Source organism: Fictibacillus sp. S7 (assembly GCF_004127935.1).
GTDB lineage: Bacteria > Bacillota > Bacilli > Bacillales > Fictibacillaceae > Fictibacillus_C > Fictibacillus_C enclensis.
Map to the genome: position 1 here is coordinate 575,246 of NZ_QJKL01000001.1, position 18,553 is coordinate 593,798.

Here is an 18,553-nt window from a genome sequence, read left to right on the forward strand (position 1 = left end):
ATGAAAGAGTTTCAGAAGCAAAAGACGCCACTTTTTGTACCCTTTATTACAGCTGGCGATCCTTCTCCAGAAGCGACTGTTGACCTTGCTCTTGCCCTGCAGCAGGAAGGAGCTTCGGCCTTGGAACTGGGGATTCCCTATTCCGATCCGCTCGCTGATGGACCGGTCATCCAGCGTGCGTCGCTGCGTGCTCTTAAAAACGGGATGTCGCTCGAAAAGGCGATACAGCTAGTCTCCATTATGCGGGAGAAAGGACTGACGATACCGGTTATCATCTTTACTTATTACAATCTTTTGTTACAATTGGGAGAACAGAAATTTTTTGAATTGGCAGCACAGCATGATATTGACGGGCTTCTTGTGCCGGATATGCCGTTTGAAGAAAGCAAAGAGCTTCATGAGTCGTGCCTGCAACATGACTTGAGCTTGATTTCCCTGGCTGCCCCTACGACATCCAAGGAGCGGCTGGGAGAGATCAGCCGAACGGCCCAAGGCTTTTTGTACTGTATTTCATCCCTTGGCGTGACAGGTACAAGAACTTCATTTGCCAAAGACCTGAACCGTTTTCTGGAAAATGCCAAGGCTTCAAGCCAAGTTCCGGTACTTGTGGGCTTCGGTCTTTCCAGCAGGGAACAGATGCAGCAGTTTGAAGGGAAATGCGATGGATTTATCATGGGCAGTGCCATTGTCAAAAAAATTGAAGAACTGGGGCCTGAACTTGTGAACGAGGAAACAAAGGACAAAGCCATTGCGGCGTTTTCTGATTTTCTGTCCAAAGTGGTCCCGGTGAAGAAAGTGTACAGTTAACAGAAAGGAAGGGTCTTTGTGGAGGCGAAAAAACAACTGCAGAATTTAACACCCTATCAACCGGGAAAACCAATTGAAGAAGTAAAACGGGAATACGGTCTGACTAAAATTACAAAATTGGCGTCAAACGAAAACCCTTATGGCAGCTCCCCGTCAGTACGTGATGCCATTATTGCGGAAACCGCTCACCTTGGATTATATCCGGATGGCTACAGCGCCGAACTGAGAGAAGAGCTTTCGGAATTTTTGGGAGTTAAACAAGAAAAACTCATTTTCGGTAACGGTTCGGACGAAGTTGTCCAGATTCTTTCAAGAAGTTATTTGCGTGAAGGCACCAATACGGTGATGGCGGAACATACCTTTCCACAATATAAGCATAATGCAATAATCGAAGGGGCAGAAATCCGTGAAGTCCCGCTAATTAACGGTGAGCATGACCTTAAAGGCATGCTCGGAGCAATTGATGAAAACACGAGAATTGTCTGGCTCTGTTCTCCAAACAATCCAACAGGGCACTATATCAGCCAAAAAGCTTTTGAATCCTTTTTGGCCGAGGTGCCTGAGCATGTTCTCGTCGTAAGTGATGAAGCGTATTATGAATACGTGGTGGCGGAGGATTATCCTGAAACCATTCCTTACCTCTCACAATATCCTAACCTTGTAATCATGCGGACTTTTTCAAAGGCCTATGGTCTGGCAGCACTAAGAATCGGCTATGGAATTGCGGACGAGCGCATTATTCGGGCCATTGAACCGGCTAGAGAACCGTTCAACACTTCAAGAATTGCCCAGGCAGCTGCCCGTGCAGCCATTAAAGACCAGGACTTCCTTGCATCATGTCTGGACAGGAACAGAAAAGGACTCAAGCAGTATTACGACTTTTGCGAGAAGAATGGACTGTCCTATTATCCGTCACAGGGTAATTTTATTTTGATTGATTTTAATGAAGATGCCAATAAGCTGTTTCAGCATTTGCTTGAAAGGGGCTATATTGTCCGCTCGGGAGCAGCGCTCGGGTTTCCAACAAGCCTGCGGATCACGGTAGGCGATGAGATCCAGAACAAGGAGATTATCAGCCACTTGGAAACTTATCTGGAGACGGCAGCCGGCATAAAAAAGGAAACCGTATAATAAATCACAAGAAAGAAGCCATCGCTTGGTTTCTTTCTTGTTGTATTCAAAATTTTCGAAAAATACGGTTGATTTTTATTATGTACCTGCTATACTATAACTAATATGGTTTCTCTCCACTCCTATCCATATTATTGCTTTCCCTGACAGCGCTTTCACCGTCGGGGATTTTTTTATTGGAAGGCAATCATATCTTTGGAAGAGACCTCATAGCCTGTCTATAGAAGGTTAGCCAAACGTACCTTTTGAAGTACACCCTTACTCTCATGTATAATAATCGTATAGAACAATTGTAGTGAGAGAAGGAGTTTTTGCCAGTGGAAAAGTTACAGGAAGCCATTACCCTTGTTGAAATGGGACATGTTCAGGAGGGTATCCAGCTAGTTGAAGTTTTAAGAAAAGAAGCCGATCATCAAACCTTGTATGACATTGCCAGGCTTTATGAAAATTGGGGCCATCTTGATGAAGCGTTAAAGATTGTTACCCAGTTGAGAGCGCTCTATCCGGAAGAAGGCGACCTTACCATCTTTGCGGCTGAACTCCTCATTGAAATGGAAAAAGAAGATGAAGCCCTTGAAATACTGGGGCAAATCAGTGCCTATGATGAATCATATGTCCAATCCCTTCTTTTGCAGGCTGACCTTTACTTCATGCAGGGTCTGCATGAAGTGGCAGAGCAAAAGCTGCTGAAAGCCAGAAAAAGCAATCCGGAGGAACCAGTTCTTGCATATGCGCTCGGTGAACTTTATTTGGAACGAGGCGATTTCCTGAAAGCCGCTGCCTTCTTTAAAGAAGCCGAACCGATTGCAAACACCCTTCCGGAAGGAGATCTTTACTTAAGGCTTGCCGAATCGCTGAGCAGAGGAGGCAAGTTTGAGGAAGCGCTTGAGTACTACAAAAAAGGCTTGGAGATTAAAAAAGAATTGCACAGTTTGTTCGGTTATGGCCTGACGGCCTTTAAAACAGGTGAGTTTAAAACGGCAATTACAGCCCTGACAGAATTAAAAGACCTTGATCCTGATTATACGACCCTTTATCCCCTGCTTTCTTCTGCTTATGAGGAAGAAGGAGCGCTTGACGAAGCATTGGAAGCTGTCCGGGAGGGGATTGCCAAGGATGAATTCAATGAAGACCTGAAAGTCCGCGCAGCAAAGCTTTTGTATCGAATGGGCAATCAGGAAGAAGGTGAGCGCTTTGCAAGAGATGTCATTGCGCTGAACCCTTCCAATGCAGATGCCGTTCTTCATCTGTCTTCACAGCTGAAGAAAGAAGAGCGGTTTGATGATATCATCGAGCTCCTAACGCATGTAAAGGAACAGGGAGATGAGACGCCTGAGATGGCATGGGACCTCGCCTATGCCTACAAGGAAGCAGAAGAATTTGAAGCTGCTCGTGGACAATATGAATCAGCTTATCCTAATTTTAAAAACCATGAAGTCTTTTTAGAAGAATACGGAATGTTTCTGATTGAAGAAGGAGAACCTGACAAGGCATCCACAGTCCTGAAGCATGCCTTGTCATTAAACCCAAACCTTTATCATCTGGAAGAAACCATCAGCAGGCTGGAGGAATTTTAATTCAATTATTCTTTCCGGAAAGCAGGATTTATCGAGCAGGGCAAGAATATACTAAAGTAATATACTTTGGTTAGGAATGATGGGGGGATCACAATGAGCAGCACCGTTTCTGTCCTTGAAAAAAAGGATTTTATTAAATGGTTTTTAAATCATTATCAATTAAAAAAACGTGAGTGCGTCTGGTTGTTAAACTACCTTGTCAGTGACGACCAGCTCATGGAAAAGGTTCACTTTGTAGAAAAAGCCGAGTACTGCCCTAAAGCCATTATCATGTCAGCTCAGTGTACGGATGGGGTTCCGTTCCGTTTTTACAAACAAAACGTGCTGACGACCGATGCTGAGAAATCATTCCACGACATTCGCCTTAACCAGGAAGAGGATATTTTTATAGAACTTAATTTCAACTCCTCGAGACTAACGCCAGAGTACGCGTCCGTGTTGGAGGAAAATCCGCACCTGCCTGACAATATGGTAACGGACCGCAAATACGGACTATGGGCCGAACTCATATTGGATCAATCTGTTTCCCAGTTCAAAAGACAAAAAATACTGGTGAAGATTGATCAGGCACTCGACCAAAAGGATGAAGTTACATTCCAAAAACTTACGGATGAACTAAGAAAATTGTAGCCCTCTTTCAAAAAAAGAGGGCTTTATTTTTTATTTTCTGATACGATGATGAATACAACGACAATACATACATAAAAAGGAGTTTCGCAGATGAAATGGAGTTCAGGAGATATTACCGTTTACCAGCAGTCAAAAGAGTTTGTGGATACTGCCATCATCCCGCTGCTTCCTCTGTCGTTCGGTGCTTCCATCAGGACAAGCGCCAGCATGGCAGATTATGCGACGCTGATCGGAGAGGAGACTGAGCGGCAGCTTCACGGACGGCTGTTTCTTTTCCCCCCGTTCACGTATTTGATGGAGGAAGACAGTGAAACGTTGATGCTTCGCCTGCATTCCTGGGTGAAGGAACTCAAGGATGAAGGACTCCGCCATGTTTATTTTCTGACGAGTGACCCTGGGTGGAAAAAGCGAGAGCAGGAGCTTGGGGAAACTCTCTTATGGATGCCTGTCATTCCGATGGAGACGATGGATGCAGATTACCGGGAGGAAATTGTCAAAGAGCAAGTGAAACAGCTGTTTCAAGTCATTTTGCATAAATGGCAGGAAAGCTAAAAAGCAAGCATTGGAGATTCAGGTTCATATTGACAGTAAAAGTCAACTTACGCTATCATGTTAATGTCCTAGTAATATGTGTGTAAACCAATTGTCCGGATGGACGTTATTTACAGCAAGGGGGGGAAACGAAATGTCTAAGGAAGATATCTCCAGGCGCCAGTTTTTGAACTACACATTAACCGGAGTTGGAGGATTCATGGCTGCAGGAATGCTGATGCCCATGGTGCGTTTTGCCATCGACCCCATTCTTGAAAAGGGTGCGAGCCAGGATATGGTAGCGGTTACTGAAGTCAGCAAAATCGGCAAGGAACCAAAGCGTTTTAACTTCAAAATCAAGCAGAAAGACGGATGGTATGAATCAGAGGTGACCCAATCAGCATGGGTTTACAAAAACGGAAAAGGTGAATTAATAGCGCTTTCACCGGTTTGTAAACATTTGGGCTGCACGATTGACTGGAATACTGATCCTGCCCATCCGAACCAGTTTTATTGTCCTTGCCACGGGGGCCGTTATGAGAAGGACGGTACGAATATTAAAGGTACACCGCCTCTTGCGCCTCTCGATGTGTACGACAGCCAGGTAAAAGACGGAAAATTGTATCTAGGAAAGGCAAAACCACGAAAGGGGGCGTAATCAGTGCTGCAAAAGATTTACGACTGGGTAGACGAGCGTTTGGATATTACGCCGCTCTGGCGAGATGTGGCTGACCATGAAGTGCCTGAGCACGTGAATCCCGCCCATCATTTTTCCGCGTTTGTTTATTGTTTTGGAGGATTGACGTTTTTCATTACCGTCATTCAAATACTGTCTGGAATGTTCTTGACCATGTACTATGTTCCGGATATTGTAAATGCCTGGGAATCTGTGTATTATCTGCAGAATCAAGTGGCATTCGGTGTCATTGTTAGGGGAATGCATCACTGGGGAGCCAGCTTGGTAATTGTTATGATGTTTTTACATACTTTACGCGTATTCTTCCAGGGAGCATATAAGAAGCCTCGTGAATTGAACTGGGTGGTAGGAGTATTGATCTTTTTCGTTATGCTTGGTCTTGGTTTCACAGGGTACTTGCTGCCTTGGGATATGAAAGCGCTATTCGCAACGAAGGTTGGGATCCAGATTGCTGAAACAATTCCCGTTATTGGACCGATTGCAAAAACCTTCCTTGCTGGAGGAGAAATTATCGGGGCACAGACGCTGACACGCTTCTTTGCCATTCACGTTTTCTTCCTGCCGGCTGCACTTTTGGCGCTGATGGGAGCCCATTTTATCATGATTCGTAAACAGGGGATCTCCGGACCGCTGTAAAACTGTTTTCTTAATTATCTTTATTTTTAAAATTCAGCTTGAAACCGCTCTTTCAGGTAAAGAGAGGATGTTGGCTTTTGGAAGCGTCCACTGTTGATTTAGAAAGCTTCCAGACGCTACGAAAAGGGAGGGAGAAAGATGCATCGAGGCAAAGGAATGAGATTTGTAGGCGACTCGCGTGTCCCTGCAGAGCGAAAGCCAAACATTCCAAAAGATTATTCAGAGTATCCCGGAAAGACAGAAGCATTCTGGCCAAACTTCCTTTTAAAAGAATGGATGGTAGGTGCCGTCTTTTTAATAGGGTATTTAATCTTAACCATTTCGCACGAATCTCCGCTGGAGCGTAAGGCAGATCCCACAGATGCCGGGTATATCCCGCTTCCTGACTGGTATTTCCTTTTCTTGTACCAGCTATTGAAATACAAGTATGCTGCCGGTGATTATGTATTAATCGGTACCATTGTTATTCCGGGTCTTGCGTTTGGAGCATTGATGCTTGCCCCATGGCTGGACAGAGGGGCTGAAAGACGTCCTTCGAAACGGCCGGTTGCAACAGGTTTAATGCTTATTGCACTAATTTCCGTTACATATCTGACGTGGGAGTCCGTTGTAACCCATGACTGGGAAAAGGCAAAAGAGCAAGGGAAGATCGTTAAGACCAATATTGATAAAAATGATCCTGGTTATCAAGTGTTTAAAAGTCAGTCATGTGTAGGCTGTCACGGATCAGAGCTGTCGGGCGGAACGGGTCCATCTCTGATCGGAACCGGGCTAAAGCCTGAGGATATTATGAAAATTGCCAAGGAAGGCCGTGGAGCGATGCCTGCCAACGCTTACAAGGGCAATGAAGAAGATTTAAAAAAATTGGCTAACTTTATATCTAAACTGGAAAAATAGCAATGGAAAAAAGCTGGCTTCTATAGTCGGCTTTTTTTTACATCATTCAGCCATGTTAGGAGAAAAGAAATGATCTATCTTTACGGAATCCTGAAGCAAAGGTGGTTTTTAACCTGTTTGCTGATTGTCAACATAATCGGGACAGCTTATGGATACTACTGGTATAAAGACCAGCTGGCAGCGACGCCGCTGAAATTTGTTCTTTTTGTGCCGGACAGCCCTACAGCAAGTCTGTTCTTTGTCTTTGTGCTTATTGCATTTCTGTTCGGAAAAAATATTCCGTATATCGAAGCACTGGCCGCCGTCAGCTTATTTAAATATGGCATATGGGCGGTGGGAATGAACATTGCTGGCGGCCTGGTGGCTCCCCCGCTGTATTGGGAAAGCTACATGTTGATATTTTCACATTTGGGGATGGCCATAGAAGGACTTTTGTACGCCTCATATTATAAGATCCGGCTTCGCCACATGGCTGTTGCCGCTCTTTGGGTGTTCCATAATGAGATGATTGACTATGTTTACGGAATGATGCCCCGTTACGATATACTCGCCGACCATATGCAACTGATCGGCTACCTGACCTTCTGGTTGAGCGCATTTTCAGTTGCACTGATCTATGTGCTAACCCGTGACGTACAGCATCGCGGGTAATTAGAGGTCTATCCTTGTCCGTTTTCTCATATGATGGGTTATACCGTATGGGAGGGACAGGAATGGGAATAAAACGAAAAACCGTTGCAGCGTTAAGCGCTTTTCTGCTTTTGATGCCGGCTGCTGTGCATGCAATCGGCAGCGGCCAGCATCCAGACTTTGACAATGTTACTCAATTGTCCGATAAAGCGCTGGAGCTTGCCAAGGAAGAACGGTATAAAGAAGCAAGCGAGGTTCTCTTCTATATGTCATCCCAGTTTGGCAAAGATGTGGCAAATAGTGATCTTGCGGATGACAAAATCCGAATGGTGGACATGACCATGGAGAATACGATAGAAGCTCTGGGCAGGGCAGAGGAAACCCGTGATGTGAAAATCAGCCGCTTGACCGGCGTCCGGCTGCTTATGGACGCTCTGGTTTCAGACCATCAGCCACTGTGGAAACAGACGGAGTACCAAATCATGAACCCGATTAAATCGATGCAGCTTTCTCTAAAAAAGAAGGAAGATCAGTCATTTCAGGAGGCTGCAAACGAATTTTTGGCGAATTACAACATGATCCGCCCCGCTGTGAGCATGGACGTGACAGAAGCCGTCTTTGACCAGGTCGACCGGGATGTGGAATATATCGAAAACACAAGAACTAACATGATTTCATCGAAGGAGAGCCGCGAAAAACTCACTTCGATTCAGGGAGATTTTGAAAAACTGTTTGATGCAAAAGAAGACACTTCAGATCCTTCTTTATTTTGGCTGATTTTTTCGATCGGAGGCATTATTTTCTCTACATTATTTTATGTCGGATGGAGAAAATATAAAGCAGAAACAGAGAGTGAAAAGGCAGTAGAGTGGCCGGAGGAATGAGCGTTCTAATTGACATAAGAGCTGCAGATTAATAAAATTAAAGTATAAATAATAGTGGAGGAATGCCATAAATGTCTTTTCTCATCTACTTTGCACTTTTGTTGATTATCCCGCTTTGGGCACAAATGAAAGTGAAAAGCACCTACAATAAATATTCAAAAGTTGAAAACTCTACAGGAAAAACGGGAGCTGAAGTCGCCCGTGAAATATTGGACCAAAACGGGTTGTACAATGTGGCAGTAGAGCCGATTGGCGGCAGGCTGTCCGACCATTATGACCCGCGTACAAAAGTGGTACGTTTATCGGAAGAAAACTATTACGGCCATTCAATTGCCGGCTCTGCTGTCGCTGCCCATGAAGTGGGACATGCGATCCAGGACAAAGAAAGCTATGCACCGCTTCGCTTTCGGCATGCATTGGTGCCTGTTGCTAATCTCGGGTCCAACTTTTCGTATCTTCTGATTTTAGCGGGTATACTCTTCACATCAGCTAACCTGCTGTTGGTCGGTATTGTCTTTATGGCCGCAGCTGTGCTGTTTCAGCTGGTGACCCTGCCGGTAGAATTTAACGCCAGCAGCCGGGCGATGGACCAGATTGTATCCACCGGCATGATCCGTAATAACGAAGAACGACAGGCTAGAAAAGTGCTGAATGCCGCTGCACTCACATACGTGGCAGCTGCGCTCGTTGCCGTTCTCGAACTTTTGCGCTTTGTGCTCATGTTCGTTGGCATGAATAATGATGATTAAAATTGATAAAACCTCCGCAGAATGCGGAGGTTTTTTGTGTCGCGTATTTGTGTTCAAAGCCTCCAACGTCTGCGCTTCTAAGCGGACGCCTCAGCTTTTCTTAATTTGATCCAGCTTCGGCGTCCAGAAGCTCGGCCGTTTCGCCTTTTCACAAAATACAAAAAGCGTATTTGTGTTCAAAGCCTCCAACGTCTGTGCTTCTAAGCGGACGCCTCAGCTTTTCTATTTGGATCCAGCTTCGGCTCCTTGGCCCTCGAGGTCACTTCGCTATTGAGCAGAAAACAAAAAGAGTTTTATGCTCAATAGCTCCAGTGCTTGTCGGGCCAGAACAGGCGCTTCAGCTTTTCCTAATTTGATCCAGCTTCGGCGTCCAGAAGCTCGGCCGTTTCGCCTTTTCACAAAATACAAAAAGCGTATTTGTGTTCAAAGCCTCCAACGTCTGCGCTTCTAAGCGGACGCCTCAGCTTTTCTTATAATCCTATTGGGTTTTTGTCTGCGTCGAGTGTGAAGCCTTCTCCGAGGACTTCGTGAACGTCGTTGACGGTCACGAAGGCGTGCGGATCGACTCGTTCAATAACCTGCTTGAGACGGACGATTTCATTACGGGCGAATACACAGTACAGCACTTCCTTCTGTGTGCCGGTAAAGCTTCCCTTGGCCGTAAGAAGGGTAGCTCCCCGGTCCATTTCTTTCATGATCAGGGCAGCGATTTCGGTGTTTTTTTCGGAGATGATCATCGCTGCTTTTCCGGCATACGCGCCTTCCTGCATGAAATCAATCACCCTTGCGCCAACAAATACGGCGACCAGGGTATACATGGCTTCTTTATAATCGAGATAGACAAGCGAGAGGGAAATGACGACGAAATCAAACATGAACATTGTTTTCCCCATGCTCCATCCCATAAATTTATGACCGAGCCGTGCAATGATATCCACTCCGCCTGTTGTTCCGCCATAGCGGAAAATAATGCCGAGTCCGATGCCGATAAAAACGCCAGCGAACAGGGCTGCGAGGGGCATATCTTGTTTCAGGTCAACCCTGAGAGAAGAGAAACGCTGAAAAAGGTAAAGAAAAAGAGACACACCAAGCGTACCGATCAACGTATAAATGAATGCGTTTTTTCCAAGCAGCTTCCAGCCAACAAAAAAAAGCGGGAGGTTGAGCGCCAGATTAGAATACGAAGGGTCAATATGAAACAAAAAGTAAAGAATAAGGGTAATGCCGGTAAAACCGCCTTCTGCCAGATTGTTCTGCATGTTGAAATGCACGATGCCAAAAGAAAAGATGGCGGAGCCCAACAAGATAAAAAAGACGTTTTTGATGCGGATGGGAAAAGTCATACGTGCCTCCTGATTCTGTTGCGTCGCCTTGATGGCGTTTTCATTATAAAGCAAAAACGGGGGCCGTTCAATCGCTCAAGAAATTTGTCAAATGCTTTATTCTCCGCTAACATTAACGTAGGATTGAACATGAGGTGATATACGATGAACAAGACCATGCAAGAAATGCAAAAAGAAGTTGATACATACATCAGCCAGTTCAAAGAAGGCTATTTCAGCCCACTGGCCATGACCGCCCGAATGACCGAAGAGCTTGGCGAGCTTGCCCGTGAAGTTAACCACTATTATGGGGAAAAACCAAAAAAATCAACCGAAAAAGAACAGACGATCGAAGAGGAACTCGGCGATCTTTTCTTCGTCTTACTATGTTTTGCCAATTCACTCAATATTAGTATGGAAAAATCGTTTGATTTGGTCATGAAAAAATTCAATACAAGAGATAAAGACCGTTGGACACGGATTGAAGAAGGAGAGGAACAATAAGATGAACAAGGAAATTTCTATCGTCATTGCAGGACCACGAGGAAAGATGGGGAGCGAGGCTGTCCGGATGGTAACAGAAACCCCGCATTTTAAACTTGTTGCGGTTATTGATTCAAGAAATGAAGGCATGAAGCTGAAGGATGTCTCGGGCATGCCTGCGCTTGATATTCCGGTATATGAGGATGCCCCAAGGTGTTTTTCGGAAATCCATCCGGATGTCCTGATTGACTTGACAAAACCCGATGTGGGAAAAGTTCATCTTGAACAGGCGCTGGAGCACAATGTTCGCCCGGTAATCGGAACTACCGGTTTTTCAGACGAAGATCTTGAACGCTTGAAAAACCTCGCATCCGAGCGTGAACTGGGCGCTATTATTGCACCAAACTTTGCCGTAGGTGCCGTTTTGATGATGAAATTTGCGCAGATGGCTTCAAGGTACCTTCCGGATATCGAGATTATTGAAAAGCATCATGACCAAAAACTGGATGCCCCGTCAGGAACAGCTCTGAAAACTGCACAGTTGATTCGTGAGGTCAGGGAATCCAAACAACAGGGGCACCCTGACGAAAGAGAAGACATTAAAGGAGCAAGAGGCGCCGAACTCGATGGAATCCGGATTCACAGTATTCGCTTGCCTGGGCTTGTTGCGCATCAGGAAGTCGTTATGGGTGGAGAAGGACAAACGCTGACCATTAAGCACGATTCCATGAACCGGGCTTCATTCATGCCTGGTGTCAAGCTGGCGGTCGAAGCGGTCATGAATGTGGATCATCTTGTTTACGGCTTGGAAAATATTATTGAATAAAAAGGGTGGGGAACGATGAGAATTGCGTTGGTGGCGCATGATAATAAAAAACAGGAAATGATTAATTTTTCAGTTGCTTATGAACCGATTTTGAAGAAGCATGAATTGTTTGCAACAGGCACTACAGGACAAAAAATCATGGATGCTTCCGGGCTGAATATCCACAGATTTCAATCCGGTCCCCTTGGTGGCGATCAGCAGATCGGTGCGTTAATTGCGCAGAACGAGATGGATCTTGTTCTATTTTTTCGTGATCCGTTAACCGCACAGGCGCACGAACCCGACATTTCCGCGCTCATTCGCCTCTGTGATGTTTACCAGATTCCGGTAGCGACGAACGTGGCGAGTGGAGAACTGTTCATCCGGGCCATGGAGCGCGGCGATTTCAATTGGAGAACCATTATTAGAGAGAGAGAAGGGCAATCATCATGAGACAAGAAAGCTGGCTCGCGTTTGGCGCTCATTCGGACGATGTTGAAATTGGAATGAGCGGTTCCATTGCGAATCACACGGCCAATGGAGGAAGGGTTACCATTTGCGACCTTACCCAGGCCGAACTTTCATCTAACGGTACGGTGGAGCGAAGGAAAGAAGAAGCAAAGAAGGCTGCTGACGTGCTTGGTGTAACCGAACGGCTGAATCTTGGACTTCCCGACCGCGGTATCTTACTGAAAGAGGACCATATCGCGTCGATCGTGACGGTCATTCGAAAAGTAAAACCGGACAGCATTTTTGTTCCTTATCCGAAGGACCGCCATCCGGACCATGGCAATTGTTCAAAACTTGTGGAAGAAGCGGCATTTTCCGCTGGTGTGAAAAATGTTGCGGATCCCGAGGGTCTGCCTCCACACAGGGTGAAAAATATTTATTTTTATTTTATCAACGGTTTCCACAAGCCTCATCTGCTCGTTGATATATCGTCTGTTTTTGAAAAAAAGGTGGCGGCGCTGAATTGTTATGAAAGCCAATTCGTTAAAAGTGATGAAAGCTTTGCTACACCGCTTGTTAATGGATACATTGAATCGGTCAGCGCCAGGGAAAAGATGTTTGGCTTTGAAGCGGGTGTCGCCTACGCGGAAGGGTTTATTACCAAAAAGCCTTATTTATTAAAGACATTGTAAGGAGAACCAAATGAAGCTGAAAATTGGAATTACATGTTATCCTACTGTCGGCGGATCCGGGGTTGTAGCTACTGAGCTTGGAAAACTGCTGGCTGAAAAAGGGCATGAGATACATTTTATTACCTCTGCCCTGCCCTTCCGCCTTGGAAAAGTGTATGCAAATATCTTTTATCATGAAGTGGAAGTCAACAATTATTCCGTCTTTAAATATCCGCCGTACGATTTGGCATTGGCGAGTAAAATGGCGGAGGTCGCCAAGCGTGAAAAGCTGGATATTATCCATGCGCATTATGCGATACCGCACGCGGTGTGTGCCTTTTTGGCGAAGCAGATGGCAGGTGAACAGCTAAAGATTGTTACCACCCTCCATGGGACTGACATTACAGTTCTTGGATATGATCCTTCTCTGAAAGAGATGATCAAATTCGGGATTGAAAAGTCGGATGCTGTAACGGCAGTATCCAATAGTTTGAAAAATGATACATATCGCCTGCTAGGCGTGGAAAATGAGATTTATCCCATCTATAACTTTGTAGATGAACGGGAATATTTTAAGCAGGATGCGAGCCATCTGAAGAAAGGATATGGCATCAAACCGGAAGAAAAGGTCATTATTCATATTTCCAACTTCCGGAACGTTAAACGGGTACCTGATGTTATTAAGGCGTTTCATAAAATCGTAAGCGAAATTCCAGCAAAACTTCTGTTGATTGGAAACGGTCCGGAATTTACGGTCGCCTGCAAGCTGGTCCAGGACCTGAACATTGAAGAACATGTTCTCTTCCTAGGAAAGCAGGAAAATGTGGCTGAATTATTTTCCATAAGCGACTTGAAGCTTCTCCTTTCTGAGAAAGAGAGCTTTGGGCTGGTTCTGCTTGAAGCAATGGCTTGTGGAGTACCTGTCGTTGGGACGAACATCGGCGGAATACCAGAAGTAATTCTGGACGGAGAAACGGGGTATATTTGTAAACTGGGAGACATCGATGGTATCGCCCGTGCATCGCTTTCCATTCTGACGGATGAAAGCAAACAACAGAGATTTTCCTATCAGGCGATGCAGCATGTAAGAGATCATTTTCATTCTTCCAAGATCGTGGAAGATTATGAGCAGCTATACTATAGCGTTTTAAAAGGATAGGATGCCAAATGAAAGATCTTTTTGAAGGTGCACAATATATTATGGACAGGCTGGAAGAGGCAGGGTTTCAGGCTTATATGGTTGGCGGCTGTATCCGTGATCTTCTGCTGGACAGGAAAATGGGGGATATTGATATTGCCACTTCCGCGCTTCCGGTGGAGGTTTCTTCTCTATTTCCAAAAACAATCCCCGTCGGTATTGAACACGGAACGGTGATTGTTCGGCATGGGGCGGTTTCATATGAAGTGACAACGTTCAGAAAAGAAGGGAAGTATGTGGACCGCCGTCATCCTTCGTCTGTCGAATATATTGATTCCCTGGAAGAGGATCTGGCAAGAAGAGATTTTACCATCAATGCAATGGCCATGGACCGGTTCGGGACAATTTATGACCCTTTTGGCGGCAGACAGGATCTTCAAAATCAGCTCATAAAAACCGTCGGAAATCCTGTTAAACGATTCCATGAGGACCCTCTCCGAATCATGAGAGCCCTCCGGTTTTGGTCGGTCATAGGGTTTTCGCTTGAAACCCAAACGAAAATGGCCTGTGTGTCCTTGTCCAAAGAATTAAGGGAAATTGCGGTAGAACGGCTTGCAGTCGAGTTTACTAAGCTCCTTCGGGGGATGGATGCTCCAATCTGCCTGGCGTTTATCTTTGAAGAAGGATTTTCTTCTTCATTGCCAGAACTCGAGAGATACAAAGACAGGGCGGACTCGCTTTCTTCATTTGGGTGGACCGGTTTAGAAAAGGATGAAGAAAGATGGGCCGCTCTTCTTTTTTTGCTTGGGGCTTCTGATTTGACTGGTTTTTTAAAAGCCTGGAAACGGTCCAATGCCCTCATCCGGGAGGTTGGGCTGCTCTTCCGTTTTTTGGACAAGGATGTACGGAAGCCGGTGTATTTGTACGAACTAGGCGAGGAACGGGCTGTGTCATGTTTACGGATAAGGAATCTGCTGCAGGGGAAAAAGGCCAATGAAGAGCTCAGCAAGCTACAGGAATCCTATCGCAGACTGCCCATCCATTCGAGAAAGCAACTGGCAGTCAATGGGCGGGACATTGTGAAATCGTTTGAAAGGGAAAAGGGACCCTGGATTCAGGAGATTCTTGGTGAAATTGAAAAAGGTGTCGTCGAAAAGACAGTGCAAAACAATAAAGAGGAAATTCTGAGTTGGGTAAGGAGTTGGAAGGGAAAATGAGACAGCATTTGCTGCAGATGCTCATGAACAATGAGGGGGAGTATGTTTCGGGACAGCAAATCAGCGATAAACTGAGCTGTTCGCGCACAGCGATCTGGAAGCATATTGAGGAATTGCGCAAGGAAGGATATGTGATTGAAGCGGTGCCTCGCAAGGGATACCGGATCCAATCTGCACCTGACCGAGTCACAGCGGCAGAAATCAATGCGCGGCTCAAAACAGAGGTTCTCGGGAGGACAATAGTGTACGAGGAATCTGTTAAAAGTACACAAGAGATTGCTCAACGGCTTTCACAGTCTGGTGCGTATGAAGGAACGCTGGTGGTTGCCGATGAACAGACCGGCGGACGCGGGCGTCTCGGACGCCAATGGCAGTCGCCAAAAGGAACAGGAGTCTGGATGAGCCTCATTCTTCGCCCGGACATTCCTCTCCAAAAGGCTCCCCAGCTTACCCTGCTTGCAGCGGTCGGCATCACCAAAGCCATCTCGAAAGTTACCGGTCTCCGTCCGGAGATCAAATGGCCGAACGACATTCTGGTTAATGGTAAAAAGGTTGTCGGAATCTTAACGGAACTGCAGGCGGAATCCGACCGTGTACATGCGGTCATTATCGGCCCAGGTATTAATGTAAACGTGGGACGTGACGATTTTAACGACGAGCTCAAGGATATTGCCACCTCCCTGAAAATAGAATCAGGAAAAGAAATCAAACGGGCAGAACTCATTTCATCCATTCTTAAAGAAATGGAAGAACTTTATCATGATTATTTAAACAACGGATTCGCGCTCGTGAAGCTTATGTGGGAAAGCTACGCAAACAGCATCGGACGGCGCATTCGCGTGCGCACCCTCAATCAGCAGATTGAAGGCATCGCAAAAGGCATTACTGATGATGGAATTTTGCTTCTTGAGGATGATGAAGGGAACATCCACCCGATTTATTCGGCTGACATTGAGATTCCCGGAACCTGAATATTGTGGTAAAGTAATAGGTGTAGAAAAGGCGGTATCCTGCATTTAGGAACTGCACTTTCTGAGAAGGAAAGATTAACGTATTAATCTGCCTAGATCCATAAAGGACCGGGACAGAGGGATTGCAGAAACACACGTACTTTAAAACCCCTCTGATTACTTCGAGGGGTTTTTCCTCTGTGCCTCCTTAAAAAAGGAGGAGTAAGGATGAAAACGACTCAAAGTTTTCTTGCAATGAAGCAAAACAAGGAAAAGATCGCAATGGTGACAGCCTATGATTACCCATCTGCCCAACTGGCTCAAAGAGCAGAAGTGGATGTGATTCTGGTGGGTGATTCGCTCGGGATGGTGGTTCTTGGATATGACTCAACCGTTCCGGTTACCGTGGATGACATGATCCACCATGCCAAAGCGGTAAAACGGGGAGCGCCAGATACCTTTATTGTCACCGATATGCCGTTCATGAGCTATCACGGCACAAGGGCTGAGACCGTTAAAAACGCCATGAGAATCATGCAGGAAACAGGTTCACAGGCCCTTAAACTTGAGGGAGGAAAAAGCGTCATCGAGACCATCCGCTATCTGGTGGAAGGCGGCGTTCCTGTTATCGGCCATCTTGGTCTTACGCCGCAGACGGCCGGTGTGCTGGGCGGCTATAAAGTACAGGGAAGAGAATCCGCACAGGCCAGGCAGCTATTTGATGATGCGAAACGGGTAGAGGACGCCGGAGCCTTTGCTCTTGTTCTCGAATGTGTGCCTAAGCAGCTCGCCCAACTGATTTCCGAATCGATCAAAATACCGGTGATTGGCATTGGAGCAGGTAGTGAAACGGACGGTCAGGTGCTTGTCTACCATGATTTGATCGGATATGGTTTTCACCATATACCGAAATTTGTGAAAATGTTTGCCCACTCCGCCCATCCGATGCTGAAAGGGATTGAAACGTATGTTTCCGAAGTGAAAGCCGGAACCTTTCCTGATGAAGCGCATTCGTTTTCCATGAAACCAGAAGAAGCACAAGCGCTGTACGGGGGGAAATAAATTGAAAATCATAAAAAGCATCCAAGAGATGAGCGCATACAGCCAAGCACAATTGGCAGCAGGAAAGAGCATCGGGTTTGTTCCGACGATGGGGTATCTTCATGAAGGGCATGGAGCTCTTATGGACAGAGCGCGAAAAGAAAATGATTGTGTGGTTATCAGCATTTTTGTCAATCCGCTTCAATTTGGACCAAATGAAGATTTTGAACGGTATCCAAGGGATTTTGCACGGGATGAAAATGTGGCGATAAACAATGCGGTTGACGTAGTATTTTATCCGGAAGTGCATGAGATGTATCCGAATAACCCATCTGTCGTTTTGCACGTGAAAAGAAGGGTTCAAGCACTTTGTGGGAAAACAAGGGAAGGGCACTTCGATGGAGTGGCAACCGTTCTTTCCAAACTGTTTCACATTGTTTCCCCTACAAGAGCTTATTTCGGAATGAAGGATGCTCAGCAGGTGGCGGTTGTTGAAGGATTGATTACCGATTTGAATTATCCAATGGAGCTGGTGGCCTGCCCGACTGTGCGGGAAGAGGATGGTCTGGCAAAAAGCTCGAGAAACGTTTACTTATCACCGCAGGAGAGAAGAGAAGCGCCTGTATTATTCCGCTCGTTGAAATTGGCAGCAGAACTCCTGGAAAAAGAGAAAAATATTACACTTGTGAAAGAAAAAATGGTAGAGTATGTAGAGACAGAAACAAGCGGAATTGTCGATTATTTTGAGATTCTTTCCTACCCTGAACTTGAGGAAGTTCCCTACTCCACGCAAACCATGATCATCGCGCTTGCCGTCCAGTATGAGAATGCCAGGCTGATTGATAATCTACTGATTACACCCAAGGAAAGGGAACTATAGGTGATGTTATGTACAGAACAATGATGAAAGGCAAGATCCATCGCGCCCGTGTAACCGAATCGAACTTGAATTACGTGGGAAGCATAACGATAGATGAAGATATTCTTGATGCGGTTGACATGGTTCCCAACGAAAAGGTGCAAATCGTCAACAATAATAATGGGGCAAGATTTGAAACCTACATCATTCCCGGTCTCCGAGGAACTGGAGTGATGTGCCTGAATGGTGCAGCTGCACGCCTTGTGCAGGAAGGCGATGTTATTATTGTGATTTCATACTGCATGCTTTCTGAAGAGGAAACCGCGGCTCATCAGCCAAGGGTTGCGATCATGGATGAAAACAACCGTATTACAGAAATATTAGGTTATGAACCGGCTTCAACGATTCTTTAACCCCTTCTTCAAGGGGTTTTTCTATTTACATACAA

Annotated in this window: 22 protein-coding genes; 21 read left to right on the forward strand and 1 reads right to left on the reverse strand. The window is 45.7% G+C overall.

Annotated elements, in window-relative coordinates; genetic code table 11:
• The 11 genes from trpA (at position 1) to DMO16_RS03050 (ending at position 9,169) form a co-directional block, all read left to right on the forward strand.
• Entirely contained in the window at positions 1 to 807 is an 807-nt protein-coding gene (gene trpA, locus DMO16_RS03000) for a tryptophan synthase subunit alpha (RefSeq protein WP_425590057.1), read from the forward strand.
• 18 nt (positions 808 to 825) lie between these two features.
• Entirely contained in the window at positions 826 to 1,938 is a 1,113-nt protein-coding gene (gene hisC / locus DMO16_RS03005) for a histidinol-phosphate transaminase (protein ID WP_129475256.1), read from the forward strand.
• A gap of 317 nt (positions 1,939 to 2,255) precedes the next feature.
• A complete protein-coding gene (locus tag DMO16_RS03010) occupies positions 2,256 to 3,515 on the forward strand; it encodes a tetratricopeptide repeat protein (RefSeq protein WP_129475258.1) in 1,260 nt (419 codons plus the stop codon).
• Positions 3,516 to 3,608: 93 nt separating this feature from the next.
• The gene (locus tag DMO16_RS03015; protein ID WP_061970642.1) at positions 3,609 to 4,145 is read left to right on the forward strand and encodes a ReoY family proteolytic degradation factor; all 537 of its coding nucleotides are present in this window, start codon (positions 3,609 to 3,611) and stop codon (positions 4,143 to 4,145) included.
• Positions 4,146 to 4,235: 90 nt separating this feature from the next.
• Positions 4,236 to 4,697 (forward strand): YpiF family protein, encoded by a 462-nt coding sequence (locus tag DMO16_RS03020; RefSeq protein WP_129475260.1) that lies wholly within the window; start codon positions 4,236 to 4,238, stop codon positions 4,695 to 4,697.
• 133 nt (positions 4,698 to 4,830) lie between these two features.
• Entirely contained in the window at positions 4,831 to 5,334 is a 504-nt protein-coding gene (locus tag DMO16_RS03025) for a ubiquinol-cytochrome c reductase iron-sulfur subunit (protein WP_061970638.1), read from the forward strand.
• A gap of 3 nt (positions 5,335 to 5,337) precedes the next feature.
• The gene (gene qcrB / locus DMO16_RS03030) at positions 5,338 to 6,009 is read left to right on the forward strand and encodes a menaquinol-cytochrome c reductase cytochrome b subunit (protein ID WP_061970636.1); all 672 of its coding nucleotides are present in this window, start codon (positions 5,338 to 5,340) and stop codon (positions 6,007 to 6,009) included.
• 138 nt (positions 6,010 to 6,147) lie between these two features.
• Positions 6,148 to 6,906 (forward strand): menaquinol-cytochrome c reductase cytochrome b/c subunit, encoded by a 759-nt coding sequence (locus tag DMO16_RS03035; protein ID WP_061970634.1) that lies wholly within the window; start codon positions 6,148 to 6,150, stop codon positions 6,904 to 6,906.
• A 69-nt stretch (positions 6,907 to 6,975) separates the two neighbouring features.
• Positions 6,976 to 7,557: a DUF1405 domain-containing protein gene (locus DMO16_RS03040; protein WP_061970631.1), complete on the forward strand. Its 582-nt coding sequence runs from the start codon at positions 6,976 to 6,978 to the stop codon at positions 7,555 to 7,557.
• 62 nt (positions 7,558 to 7,619) lie between these two features.
• Entirely contained in the window at positions 7,620 to 8,420 is an 801-nt protein-coding gene (locus tag DMO16_RS03045; RefSeq protein ID WP_061970628.1) for a sporulation protein YpjB, read from the forward strand.
• A gap of 71 nt (positions 8,421 to 8,491) precedes the next feature.
• Positions 8,492 to 9,169: a zinc metallopeptidase gene (locus tag DMO16_RS03050; RefSeq protein WP_061970626.1), complete on the forward strand. Its 678-nt coding sequence runs from the start codon at positions 8,492 to 8,494 to the stop codon at positions 9,167 to 9,169.
• A 470-nt stretch (positions 9,170 to 9,639) separates the two neighbouring features.
• On the opposite strand, the gene DMO16_RS03055 is transcribed toward DMO16_RS03050, so the two are convergent.
• On the reverse strand, positions 9,640 to 10,512 hold the full coding sequence (locus tag DMO16_RS03055; RefSeq protein ID WP_061970624.1) for a YitT family protein: 873 nt from the start codon (positions 10,510 to 10,512) through the stop codon (positions 9,640 to 9,642).
• Between the two features lie 144 nt (positions 10,513 to 10,656).
• Here DMO16_RS03055 and DMO16_RS03060 point away from each other — a divergent pair, with 144 nt between their 5' ends.
• The 10 genes from DMO16_RS03060 (at position 10,657) to panD (ending at position 18,518) form a co-directional block, all read left to right on the forward strand.
• Entirely contained in the window at positions 10,657 to 10,995 is a 339-nt protein-coding gene (locus tag DMO16_RS03060; RefSeq protein ID WP_061970621.1) for a nucleotide pyrophosphohydrolase, read from the forward strand.
• 1 nt (position 10,996) lies between these two features.
• Positions 10,997 to 11,800, forward strand: coding sequence for a 4-hydroxy-tetrahydrodipicolinate reductase (gene dapB, locus DMO16_RS03065; protein WP_129475262.1), 804 nt, complete (start codon positions 10,997 to 10,999; stop codon positions 11,798 to 11,800).
• 15 nt (positions 11,801 to 11,815) lie between these two features.
• Entirely contained in the window at positions 11,816 to 12,232 is a 417-nt protein-coding gene (gene mgsA, locus DMO16_RS03070; protein ID WP_061970617.1) for a methylglyoxal synthase, read from the forward strand.
• Positions 12,229 to 12,921: a bacillithiol biosynthesis deacetylase BshB1 gene (gene bshB1, locus DMO16_RS03075; RefSeq protein ID WP_061970614.1), complete on the forward strand. Its 693-nt coding sequence runs from the start codon at positions 12,229 to 12,231 to the stop codon at positions 12,919 to 12,921. The genes mgsA and bshB1 overlap by 4 nt, the downstream gene beginning before the upstream one ends.
• 10 nt (positions 12,922 to 12,931) lie before the next feature.
• Positions 12,932 to 14,059 carry an N-acetyl-alpha-D-glucosaminyl L-malate synthase BshA gene (bshA, locus tag DMO16_RS03080; RefSeq protein ID WP_061970612.1) on the forward strand — a complete coding sequence of 376 codons (1,128 nt, stop codon included), beginning with the start codon at positions 12,932 to 12,934 and terminating at the stop codon, positions 14,057 to 14,059.
• Positions 14,060 to 14,067: 8 nt separating this feature from the next.
• Positions 14,068 to 15,255: a CCA tRNA nucleotidyltransferase gene (locus DMO16_RS03085; protein WP_129475264.1), complete on the forward strand. Its 1,188-nt coding sequence runs from the start codon at positions 14,068 to 14,070 to the stop codon at positions 15,253 to 15,255.
• Entirely contained in the window at positions 15,240 to 16,226 is a 987-nt protein-coding gene (locus DMO16_RS03090; RefSeq protein WP_061971669.1) for a biotin--[acetyl-CoA-carboxylase] ligase, read from the forward strand. The genes DMO16_RS03085 and DMO16_RS03090 overlap by 16 nt, the downstream gene beginning before the upstream one ends.
• A 207-nt stretch (positions 16,227 to 16,433) precedes the next feature.
• Positions 16,434 to 17,267: a 3-methyl-2-oxobutanoate hydroxymethyltransferase gene (gene panB / locus DMO16_RS03095; RefSeq protein ID WP_061970608.1), complete on the forward strand. Its 834-nt coding sequence runs from the start codon at positions 16,434 to 16,436 to the stop codon at positions 17,265 to 17,267.
• Position 17,268: 1 nt separating this feature from the next.
• Positions 17,269 to 18,126, forward strand: coding sequence for a pantoate--beta-alanine ligase (gene panC, locus DMO16_RS03100; protein ID WP_129475266.1), 858 nt, complete (start codon positions 17,269 to 17,271; stop codon positions 18,124 to 18,126).
• Between the two features lie 8 nt (positions 18,127 to 18,134).
• Complete coding sequence (gene panD, locus DMO16_RS03105; RefSeq protein ID WP_129475268.1) at positions 18,135 to 18,518, forward strand: aspartate 1-decarboxylase; 384 nt, start codon at positions 18,135 to 18,137, stop codon at positions 18,516 to 18,518.
• Positions 18,519 to 18,553: the final 35 nt, after the last annotated feature.